The organism is Mesorhizobium sp. J18 (assembly GCF_007829525.1).
Lineage (GTDB): Bacteria > Pseudomonadota > Alphaproteobacteria > Rhizobiales > Rhizobiaceae > VLJP01.
The window spans coordinates 1-10,592 of record NZ_VLJP01000006.1; the positions used below are offsets into that span (position 1 = coordinate 1).

Below are 10,592 nucleotides of genomic sequence, written 5' to 3' on the forward strand. Positions count from 1 at the left end.
TCATCGCGCCGTCGATCCTGTCGTCTGACTTCTCGCGCTTGGGCGACGAGGTGGAGGCGGTGGCGACGGCCGGCGCCGACTGGATCCATCTCGATGTCATGGACGGCCATTTCGTCCCCAACATCACCTTCGGCCCGCCGGTCGTGAAAGCGGTCCGCAACCGCACGGACAAGGTCTTCGACTGCCATCTGATGATCGCCCCGGCTGACCCCTATCTTGCCGCCTTTGCCGAAGCCGGCTGCGACATCATCACCGTCCATGCCGAAGCCGGACCGCATCTCGACCGCTCGCTGCAGACGATCAGGAGCCTCGGCAAAAAGGCTGGTGTCTCGCTCAACCCGTCGACGCCGGAAAGCGTCATCGAATATGTGCTCGACCGGCTCGACCTCATCCTGCTGATGACGGTCAATCCGGGCTTCGGGGGCCAGGCCTTCATCCCGGCGGTGGTGGAGAAGATCCGCCGCGTCAAGGCGCTGGTCGGTGAGCGGCCGATCGATATCGAGGTCGATGGCGGCGTCACGCCGGAGACGGCGCCGCAGGTGGTTGCCGCCGGCGCCAATGTGCTGGTCGCCGGCTCCGCCGTCTTCAGGGGCAACGGCCAACACGCATACCAGGCCAATATCGAGGCCTTGCGGTACTCATCTGACAGCGCTTTACGAAGAGCCCCCTAAAATGACCGGCCCGCTCTTGCGAATAACCAGACCGCCCCATCTTTATCGCGGTTGCCGTCCAGCTTCGAAGCCTCTCGCGGACATCGTCTCCACAGCCATGGAAGGAACACTGCTTGATTCCAGACAGGCATAGCTCGGGCAGATGGCCCAAGGCGGTTCTCTTCGATCTCGACGGTACGCTGATCGACTCCGCGCCGGACATCACAGCAGCCGTCAACGAACTCCTTGAAAATTATGATCTTCCTTCTCTCTCCCTCGCGCAGGTGAAGACGATGATCGGCGAGGGCGTACGCAAGCTTGTGGAACGGGCCTTTGCCGCTTCCGACGCCAAGCTCTCCGAGGCCAACCTCGAAGAAGCCTTTCAGGCCATGGGGACGATTTATTACAGGCACCTCACCCAGTTCACGCGGCTCATGCCGGGTGCTGCCGAAACGCTCGTACGGCTTCACAGTTCAGGTATCCGGCTCGGCGTCGTGACCAACAAGCCGCAAGTGGCGGCGCGCACCATCCTGCTGCATTTCCGCCTGGCCGAGCGCCTCGGAACGATCATAGGCGGCGATGCGGTAATGCACGGCAAACCCGCGCCGGACGCGCTGCTCCTTGCACTCCAGCAACTGGATGTTCTGCCTGAGGAGGCGCTGATGGTTGGCGACAGCGCGACCGATGTTGCCGCCGCCCGTGCAGCCGAAATGCCTGTTGCGGTGGTGCGAGGCGGCTATAGCCGAGTGCCGCTCGAAGAGCTCGAAGCCGATTTCATCTGCAGGGATTTGCCGGCATTGCTCGCCGCAATCGAGAGCGCTGCTACAACCGCCTGAGGCGTCAGAGAAACGCCGCGCCGCAGCGGCGCGGCGTTTCGGCAAATCCGACCGTCACTCGGAAAACTGTTCCAGATAGGCAATGACGTTGGCCAGATCCTCGTCCTTTTTCAGTCCGACGAAAGCCATCTTTGTCTTAGGGACCATTTCCTTCGGGCTACGAAGATATTCGGTCAAGGTCTCCTCGTTCCAAACCAGTCCCCCTTCGCCGGCTTCGATCATGGCGGGGGAATATTTGAACCCTTCATGCGTCCCGGCAGTTCTGCCAACGATGCCTTTGAGGGACGGACCGATCTTGTTTTGATCCGTATCGGCAACGTGGCAGGCCTTGCATTTTGCGAAGACCTTTTCGCCCGCTGCCGGATCCTGGGCATGAGCGGAACTGGCCGCAACTGTCAAAACGGATAGAAAAACAAGTGCACTGGAGCGCATAGGCAATTCCTCATTTTGTTTCGATGCCCTCGGTTCTAGTGCCCTATACTGCCTTGATCCTGAAGCCTCGATGAACGGGCCGGACGGGCCGTAAGCTAAACTCCGATGAAAAGATGTCAACAATGGGGGAGGAACGCTTGGCAGGATGTTCGCAGTCACGTCCTGCAGTTGACGGCTTCCAGGTCAACGCGTAGCCTTGGCCTGACCCTGCCTACCGGGCACCGTAGGAGGGTGCCGTATGTCTGGACAGGACAGGCGGCGCGGTTGGGTTTGGGCCGCAGCAACCTTGGAGGTGCCAAGTGAACTTGGTCGATCTCGTTCTTACTGTCTGCCTTGCAACAAGCGGCAGCGACTGCCGCACCGAACATCTTTATTTCGAGCATAACGGCTCGCTCATGCAATGTATGTTCAGGGCTCCAACCCACATTGCACGATGGTCGGAAGAGCATCCGGGATTCAAGGTGGTGCGCTGGAAATGCACCTATCCCGATCACGGCAGACAGATCTGAAATTGACCGCCTCGCAATGCTGCATTCGAGACGTGACATCCTGTTTCAGACGGCGGCTTCCATCGCAACACTGGCGATATTGTGTCCATTCGCGGCGAGAGCGGCTGAAACGGTGCGTATCGGCGCCCTGAAATTCGGCACTGTGAGCTGGGAACTTGATACCATCAAGCATCATAAACTCGACACCCGGAACGGCATCGACCTGGATATAATGTATTTTGCGGGCGAGGACGCCTCCAATGTCGCGATGCTTGGCGGCGAGGTGGATATGATCGTGTCCGATTGGCTGTGGGTGTCGCGCCAGCGTACGGCTGGTAGTGACATCACCCTGCTTCCCTATTCGACCGCTGCCGGAGCCATAATGGTGCGCGACGATGCGCCCCTGGAAGATCTTTCCCAAATGAGAGGCATGAGGATCGGGGTCGCTGGCGGTTCTCTGGACAAGAGCTGGCTTATGATCCAAGCCGTGGCCCGGCGCGATCACGATCTGGATTTGGCGAAAGAGAATGAGGTCGTCTACGGCGCTCCGCCGCTCCTTGCCGAAATGGCGATGCAGGGCGATCTCGAAGCCGTGCTGAACTTCTGGCACTACTGCGCCCGGATGGAGGCGAACGGCTTCCGTCGCCTGTTCGGTGCCGACGATGCATCGGCGGCGCTGGGCGCTTCGGGCAAGGTTTCGGTTCTTGGCTATGTTTTTCACGAGGCATGGGCGGAGCAGAAAAAGGCAGCTATCGACGGTTTCGTGAAAGCCTCGGCAGCGGCGAAGCAACTTCTGGCAACATCGGACGAGGAATGGCTCCGGCKSGAGCCTCTGATTCGCGCCGAGGGGGCAGAACTCGACAAGCTGCGCGACCGCTATCGCGAGGGAATACCGGACCGTCCTCTCGCGGAAGAAGAAGAGGATGCTGGCAAGCTTTACCGGGTTCTGGCCGAGATTGGCGGTGAGAAGCTCGTCGGTCCCTCCCCGACCATGGCGCCGGGAACCTATTGGACCGGGCCGCAGCCATGAGCCTTGCCCGAGCCCGGCGGCAGGAAGGAGAGCCGGCCGAAGGCATGCGCACGTTTCCGAACATGCTGATGAGGTCGAAGGCACTCACGGTAGTCATGTCATTGCTCGGTCTTTGTCTGTTGTGGCATCTGGCCGCCACTGCCTGGCCCAGCCGCGCCCTGCCCTCGCCGGCCGCCGTCTGGGTCGCCTTGATGCGGGAATCGGCGAGCGGCGACCTCTTCTTTCATCTGGGGATGACGCTCGGACGCGTCATGGCGGCTTTCATCGTGGCGATGGCCCTCGGCTCGGTCATTGGCGTCCTTCTCGGATTGAACCGGCGCGCGGATCGCTTCTTCGACCCATGGGTCGTGCTCTTTCTCAATGTCCCGGCACTGGTTGTGATCGTGCTCGCTTATATCTGGTTTGGCCTCAACGAGATCGCAGCCATCGGCGCGGTGGCGGTAAACAAGATCCCGAACGTGATAGTTACCATGCGCGAGGGGGCAAGGGCGCTCGATCCACGTTACTGGGAGATGGCGACCGTTTACAGAATTGGCAGGCTGGAGCGGATCCGGCACATTCTCCTGCCCCAGCTTCAGCCCTATCTTGCAGCCACCTCCCGTTCCGGAATCGCCCTGATCTGGAAGATCGTGCTCGTTGTCGAGCTGCTGGGCCGTCCGAACGGAGTCGGCTTTCAGATCCATCTCTATTTCCAGCTCTTCGATGTGGCATCCATTCTTGCCTATACCTTGGCCTTTGTGGCTGTGATGCTTGTCGTCGAACTTTTCCTGGTGCAGCCCTTTGAACGATACTCGACCCGTTGGCGCGGGAACTCCGCTTGAAGTAGACATCGCTGAGAAGGTGTTCCGCTCCCGAGAGGGCGTGCCTCTCGTTGCGATTCGCGATCTTGCCTTTGACGTTCCGGAAGGAGAATTCACTTGCCTGCTCGGACCATCGGGTTGCGGCAAGACCACGACGCTGCGGATCCTGCTCGGGCTCGACACCGATTTCAGCGGTTCGTTTCAATTGCCGGGCAAAGGGCAAGGCCGCGTCGCCGCGGTTTTCCAGGAACCCACGCTGCTGCCGTGGCGAACGGTCGAACAGAATGTTCGGCTGGCCCTGCCAAAGGATGAAAGGGGGAAAAATCTGGACCGGCTTTTCGAGAGCTTGGGCCTGACCGTGGTACGCAATCTCTATCCCGCGGAGCTTTCGCTGGGCCTGGCACGCCGCGCGGCACTCGCCAGGGCCTTTGCCACCGAGCCTGCAATGCTGTTCCTTGACGAACCGTTCGTTTCGCTTGACGAACAGACGGCCACGAAACTGCGCTACCTGCTCCTGTCGGTATGGGCGGCTCGGCCGACCACGGCCCTTATGGTCACCCACAATGTGCGCGAGGCACTGATGCTGTCGGATCGCATCATCGTGCTATCGGCGCGTCCGGCGCATGTGCTTGGCACATTTCTGATCCGATTGCCTCGTGAGAGCCGTAATCCGCAAGTCATGGCCGATCTCCAGCGATCTTTTCATGAACGTTTTCCAGGTGTGCTATGAGCACCTGGTGTCGCTGCTCGACGGTCTCGGCAAAATAGGCCGGTCCGCACCCGAATCAGAAACAGCGCATATCTGCCTCGGCCTGTGCTCGCCGCATCTCGGCAGTCGAATTCCGCGCCGGAGCTGTTTGATGAAAGAGGACGCCCTTTTCTCCCGATAGCTGAGCCATGCGATGGAAGGTTTCGGCCGTGACATACCGGTCATATGGAATGATGGACGAGATGACGTCGATCGAACAGGAACACCGCTCCAGCACCTCGCGCGATCTGCCATTTGAGATCATGCAGCCGAGAACATAATCCGCGATCGCTACGGTGGGATAACCATTTGCTGCATAGGTGGGGCTGGCCGTCCAAGACAGAGCGATAAGGGGCGCCAGGAAGACTCGAAATACCGAATGCTTTTTCATCTCAGTTTTCCCTTTTCCATTGAATGCGCCACTGGGCGTTTGGCATCGAGCACCAACCTTCATGTTGAAGTAATCCTTGCTTTCACGATATGGCCTGAAAATATCTGTCTTCCGCTTGAATTGCATCTACAGATTCATGTGAGCTTAGATTCCTCAATCTGCAGAATTCTCAAGATATATATTTAAGCCTTCACCTGATTTGCTGCAATGCAACACATATATGCTGCATTGCAGCGTAGACCCATGATTTTTTTCCTTGTGCGCTGCGTTTTTCTAGCATAACCTTCATTTGTTTCCGGCTTCAAGGACTACTCTGTTTTAGGGAGCGGGGTTTGTCTTTCGTAGGCCAAGTGAGGTGGGCAGTTATGGTGCCCGCTGCTCATCTGGCTTGTGTCGTGACACGCTGCCGGAAATACTTCCCCTCACATTGTCGCCTATGTGCCTCCCGAGAGGAGTCATATGCGATTTGGGATTGTGACCGTCGGGAGGATTTACATGCGTGTGCTCAGACAAACTGCCTATGTATCGCTGACTGCGATGGCGTTGATCTGCACTTCCGCTGTTGGAAGTCAGGCCAACGAACAGCTTCAGCAAATGGAGTCGGACCCCAAGAATTGGGTGATGCCGACCGGTGACTATGCAAATACCCGGTATTCCGAACTGGATCAGATAAACAAGGACAATGTTAAGGATCTGCAGGTCAAGTGGACTTTCTCCACTGGCGTGCTGCGCGGCCATGAAGGAGGGCCGCTGGTCATCGGCGACGTGATGTATATCAACACGCCGTTCCCCAACATCGTTTATGCGCTCGACCTTAAGAACGACGGACGCATTCTCTGGAAATACGAGCCGAAGCAGGATCCAAACGTGATCCCGATCATGTGCTGCGACACCGTCAACCGTGGCGTTGCCTACGCTCCGGCCGAGGGTGATCGTCCGGCTCTCATTTTGCAGTATCAGGCCGATACCACACTCGTCGCGCTCAATGCGGAAAGTGGCGAAGTGGTCTGGCAGGTCAAGAATGGCGAACAGGTCGACGGCAGTCTGGCCGAATCAGGAACCTCGGCCCCGATGGTGGTCAAGGACAAGGTTTATGTCGGCATCTCCGGCGGCGAATTCGGCGTGCGTGGACATCTGACGGCTTACAACCTGGCCGACGGCTCGCTTGCCTGGCGGGCATACTCCACCGGCCCGGATGCCGAGACCTTGATGGATCCGGAGAACACCACTCATCTCGGCAAGCCGGTTGGCCCCGATTCGGGTATCAATACCTGGGAAGGTGAGCAGTGGAAGACCGGTGGCGGAACCACCTGGGGCTGGTACGCCTATGATCCCGAGCTGAACCTCGTCTACTATGGTACCGGCAACCCCTCGACCTGGAACCCGGTGCAGCGCCCGGGCGACAACCGCTGGTCCATGACCATTTTCGCACGTGATGCCGATACGGGCATGGCGAAATGGGTCTACCAGATGACCCCTCACGACGAGTGGGACTATGACGGCGTCAACGAGAACATTCTCGTGGACGACATGGAGATCAACGGTGAGCCGCGCGACGTGCTTGTGCATTTCGACCGTAACGGCTTCGCCTACACCCTCGATCGTGCTACCGGCGAACTTCTCGTCGCCGAGAAATACGATCCGAAGGTGAACTGGGCGACCGAGGTCGTGATGGACCCCGACAGCGACCAGTATGGGCGTCCGCAGGTGGTGGCTGAGTATTCGACCGCTCAGAACGGCGAAGACGTGAACACGACCGGCATCTGCCCGGCCGCGCTCGGCACGAAGGACCAGCAGCCGGCAGCCTATTCGCCGAAAACCGGTCTCTTCTACGTACCGACCAACCATGTCTGTATGGATTACGAGCCCTATCGGGTGAGCTACACCGCTGGACAGCCTTATGTCGGTGCTACCGTTTCCATGTATCCGGCGCCGGATAGCCATGGCGGCATGGGCAACTTCATCGCCTGGGATGCCGCGAAGGGTGAGATCGTGTGGTCGATCCCCGAGCAGTTCTCGGTGTGGTCCGGCGCTCTGGCCACGGCGGGCGACGTCGTTTTCTATGGCACGCTCGAAGGCTACATCAAGGCCGTCGATACGGAAGGCAACGAGCTGTACAAGTTCAAGACGCCGTCCGGCATCATTGGCAACATCAACACCTACGAGCATGACGGCAAGCAGTATATCGCCGTGCTTTCGGGCGTCGGCGGCTGGGCCGGCATCGGCCTCGCAGGCGGCCTCTTGCAGGCCGAAGGTGCGGCGGCATGGCAGACAGCCGTCGCTGGCGAAAATGCTCCGTCCGACGAGGCACAGTCCATCGCCACCGCGGGCCTCGGAGCCGTGGGAGGCTATGCCGCGCTGGCCGACTACACCACACTCGGCGGTCAGCTGACTGTGTTCGGTCTTCCGGATTGATCCTGAGAGATCGACTGGACCGGCATTAAAACCTAGGGAGAGTCCGGAATTAACAGTTCACGTTATTTCGGGCTCTTCCTTTAAAGCAATCAAAACACAGCGGCCTTTTTTGCCACATCTTTCTCGTGCAGTGTGGAGGGGCGGCGGCTGGAACAAGAGGTCCTAGATGGCAGTTCGTGTATTACTTTCGGCTTTTCTCACCGTGCTCCTTGGAGTCGCTTCTGTCCACGCTCAGGATACCAAGGAAGCGGCGAAAGCCGTAAGCAATGAGGATGGAAAGTATTTGGATGCCGAAGGCACTCCCACTTACAATATCGAGCCGGATGGTACAGTCGACTGGTATACGTTCAGCGGATACCGACGCTATCATTCCGAGTGTCACGTCTGTCACGGGCCCGATGGCGTGGGCTCAACCTATGCGCCAGCGCTTGCCAACTCCCTCAAGACCATGGACTACGCCACCTTCCTTTCGATTGTCGCGGAAGGTCGGCAGAACCTGAGTGGCGGGAAGGAAAGCGTCATGCCGGCCTTCGGCGACAACAAGAATGTCTACTGCTATCTGGACGACATCTATGTCTATCTGCGTGCTCGAGCCGTTGGCGGCATCCCGCGCGGCAGGCCTCCGAAAAAAGAGGACAAGCCGGAGGGCGCCAAGGAATATGAAGCGAGTTGCATGGGAAGCTGATCATGTCGATGCGTAAGCTGTCCAGATTGTACTCATGGGCCACGGCTTCGGCGGCAGCTGCTGTCTTGCTGGGAGCTGCTCCCGTGCAGGCAGCGGGCCCGGGAGCAATCTGGGAGCTTGTGGACCCGGAGAATCTGCGGGTTTGCGCCGACCCTTCCAACATGCCGTTTACCGACGAGAGCAAGGAGGGCTTCGAGAATAAGATCGCCGACCTCGTGGCCTCCAAAATGGGCCGCAAGACCGTCCAATACGAGTGGTTTCCGATGGTAACGGGCTTTGTGCGCAACACTTTGCGCGCGAACCGCTGCGACATCATCATGGGCTATGCCCAGGGCGACGAACTGGTTCAGAACACCAACGCCTATTACCGCTCGGCCTATGTGCTTATCTATAGGAAAGGCGCCGGTCTGGATGGGGTCGAGACCATCGAGGATCCAAAGCTCAAGGATAAGCGGATCGGCGTCGTTCAGAGCACGCCGCCCTCGGCCAACATGGCCGCGGCGAAGCTCATGCGCAATGCCAAGGTCTATCCTCTCATGGTGGATACCCGTTATGCCCCTTCGGTCGCGGAGATCATGGTGGGGGATCTGCTCAAGGATGTAATAGACGTCGCCGTCGTCTGGGGGCCGATGGCCGGCTACTATGTCAAGGAGTCCGGCGAGGATCTGGCGATGATTCCGCTGGTGAAGGAAGAAGGCGGTTCCCGCATGACCTATCGTATCACCATGGGAGTGCGTCCGTCGGACCAGGAATGGAAGCGTGCGCTCAACCGCTTTATCCAGGAAAACCAGGAGGAAATAAATCGGATTCTCCTCGAGTACAACGTGCCTCTACTCGATGAAAACGATCAGCCGATCACCCAATAATTTGCTTTTGCTTATTTAAGGACCTAAATTTTCATTAGTCCATTTGCGAGGAGATGGACCTGCTATTGCAAGGGATACTTGCAACGGCAGTAGCAACAGGCGCCAAGTCTTAGAAGGAGATGAAGATGAAGAAAAGCTGGAAAAAGCCGAGCATGTGCCAGGTACCGGCCGGCATGGAAATTTCACGGTACCTGCCGGCTGAAATTACCCCCAAGAAGTAACCGGCTCCGCGCGTGCCCTTTATTGGGCACGCGCGGTCCATCAACCAGCATGCGCTGGACGCGACCTTTCCGCCCGGCAAGCCCGCTATTCTACATTTTTACAGAGCGGACCTGACATGCGACTGAAGCCCAGAGGCTCGGCGACAAGGGCTGCACTGCATCCCTTGGACGACAGCTCTCCTGCCTGTGCGGGCGACGCGTCAAAACAGGCAGTGGCCAGCAACAGAATAGGGTTGAGCGGTGACTTCTTATCATGACGCCGCGGCCCAGGGCCTTTCTCCCAAGCAATTGGAGGAGGTGCTGCGGCAGATAGGCTCGGAACGGTACCACAACAGGCATCCATTCCACCGGCTCATGACCGAGGGAGCCCTGTCAAAGGGACAGTTGCAGGCATGGGCGCTCAACCGCTACTGCTATCAGGCGATCATTCCGCGCAAGGACGCCGTCATCCTTGCACGCAGCGAGGATCCTGCCTTCCGGGCGGAATGGCGCAAGCGCATCGAGGATCATGACGGCCAGGATGGCTGGGGCGGCGGCATCGCCCGCTGGATCCAACTGGCGACCGGGTTGGGGCTTGATGCGGAGGTGGTGAAGAGCGAACGACTTGCTCTGCCTGCGACGCGTTTCGCCGCCGGCGCCTATCTGTCCTTCTGTACCACCCGCACCCTGCTGGAGGCCGTAGCCTCTTCGCTGACCGAACTTTTCTCGCCCGTCATCATCGGCGAGCGGGTTCCGGCCATGCTCCAACGATATGACTATATCACCGAGGAGACCTTGGCCTATTTCAAGCCGCGGCTGGGACAGGCCCCTCGGGATGCCGAATTCGCGCTGGCCTACGTCCTGAAACAGGCCGATACGCCGGAAAAGCAGCAGGCAGCGATCGATGCACTGGTCTTCAAATGTGACGTGCTGTGGGCAATGCTCGATGCGCTGATGCATGCCTATGGCGACGGCGGACATATCCCGCCCGGCGCTTTCCGGCCGGAGGATATGTGATGCAGGCCGTGCAGGAGAGAGCCGTCGTGACCCG

Annotated in this window: 12 protein-coding genes; 10 read left to right on the forward strand and 2 right to left on the reverse strand. The window is 58.9% G+C overall.

The annotated features are described in order from the left end of the window. Positions 1-2: 2 nt before the first annotated feature. Both rpe and gph read left to right on the forward strand, forming a co-directional pair. Positions 3-671, forward strand: coding sequence for a ribulose-phosphate 3-epimerase (rpe, locus tag L598_RS03345; RefSeq protein WP_246658607.1), 669 nt, complete (start codon positions 3-5; stop codon positions 669-671). Between the two features lie 113 nt (positions 672-784). After that, positions 785-1,486, forward strand: a complete 702-nt coding sequence (gene gph / locus L598_RS03350) for a phosphoglycolate phosphatase (RefSeq protein WP_144860376.1) — start codon at positions 785-787, stop codon at positions 1,484-1,486. 54 nt (positions 1,487-1,540) lie between these two features. Here the strand turns inward: gph and L598_RS03355 are convergent, their stop codons facing one another. Continuing rightward, positions 1,541-1,918, reverse strand: coding sequence for a cytochrome c family protein (locus L598_RS03355; protein ID WP_144860546.1), 378 nt, complete (start codon positions 1,916-1,918; stop codon positions 1,541-1,543). 299 nt (positions 1,919-2,217) lie between these two features. Here L598_RS03355 and L598_RS21580 point away from each other — a divergent pair, with 299 nt between their 5' ends. The 4 genes from L598_RS21580 to L598_RS03375 all read left to right on the forward strand — a co-directional run bounded on the left by L598_RS21580 (position 2,218) and on the right by L598_RS03375 (position 4,966). Continuing rightward, positions 2,218-2,427, forward strand: coding sequence for a hypothetical protein (locus L598_RS21580; protein WP_144860378.1), 210 nt, complete (start codon positions 2,218-2,220; stop codon positions 2,425-2,427). 16 nt (positions 2,428-2,443) lie between these two features. Further along, positions 2,444-3,436 (forward strand): ABC transporter substrate-binding protein, encoded by a 993-nt coding sequence (locus tag L598_RS03365; protein WP_144860380.1) that lies wholly within the window; start codon positions 2,444-2,446, stop codon positions 3,434-3,436. Between the two features lie 68 nt (positions 3,437-3,504). Continuing rightward, positions 3,505-4,257 (forward strand): ABC transporter permease, encoded by a 753-nt coding sequence (locus L598_RS03370; RefSeq protein WP_186444922.1) that lies wholly within the window; start codon positions 3,505-3,507, stop codon positions 4,255-4,257. A 40-nt stretch (positions 4,258-4,297) separates the two neighbouring features. Beyond that, positions 4,298-4,966, forward strand: coding sequence for an ATP-binding cassette domain-containing protein (locus tag L598_RS03375; protein WP_246658608.1), 669 nt, complete (start codon positions 4,298-4,300; stop codon positions 4,964-4,966). 55 nt (positions 4,967-5,021) lie between these two features. Here L598_RS03375 and L598_RS03380 read toward each other — a convergent pair whose 3' ends face one another. Continuing rightward, on the reverse strand, positions 5,022-5,501 hold the full coding sequence (locus L598_RS03380; RefSeq protein WP_348642730.1) for a hypothetical protein: 480 nt from the start codon (positions 5,499-5,501) through the stop codon (positions 5,022-5,024). Positions 5,502-5,912: 411 nt separating this feature from the next. On the opposite strand from L598_RS03380, the gene L598_RS03385 reads away from it, so the two are divergent. The 4 genes from L598_RS03385 to pqqC all read left to right on the forward strand — a co-directional run bounded on the left by L598_RS03385 (position 5,913) and on the right by pqqC (position 10,558). Then, positions 5,913-7,790, forward strand: a complete 1,878-nt coding sequence (locus L598_RS03385) for a methanol/ethanol family PQQ-dependent dehydrogenase (protein ID WP_246658619.1) — start codon at positions 5,913-5,915, stop codon at positions 7,788-7,790. 166 nt (positions 7,791-7,956) lie between these two features. After that, positions 7,957-8,475 carry a c-type cytochrome, methanol metabolism-related gene (locus L598_RS03390; RefSeq protein WP_144860388.1) on the forward strand — a complete coding sequence of 173 codons (519 nt, stop codon included), beginning with the start codon at positions 7,957-7,959 and terminating at the stop codon, positions 8,473-8,475. A gap of 83 nt (positions 8,476-8,558) precedes the next feature. Further along, positions 8,559-9,341, forward strand: coding sequence for a substrate-binding domain-containing protein (locus L598_RS03395; RefSeq protein ID WP_246658609.1), 783 nt, complete (start codon positions 8,559-8,561; stop codon positions 9,339-9,341). Between the two features lie 461 nt (positions 9,342-9,802). Further along, on the forward strand, positions 9,803-10,558 hold the full coding sequence (pqqC, locus tag L598_RS03405) for a pyrroloquinoline-quinone synthase PqqC (protein WP_144860394.1): 756 nt from the start codon (positions 9,803-9,805) through the stop codon (positions 10,556-10,558). The last annotated feature ends 34 nt before the right edge of the window (positions 10,559-10,592 follow it).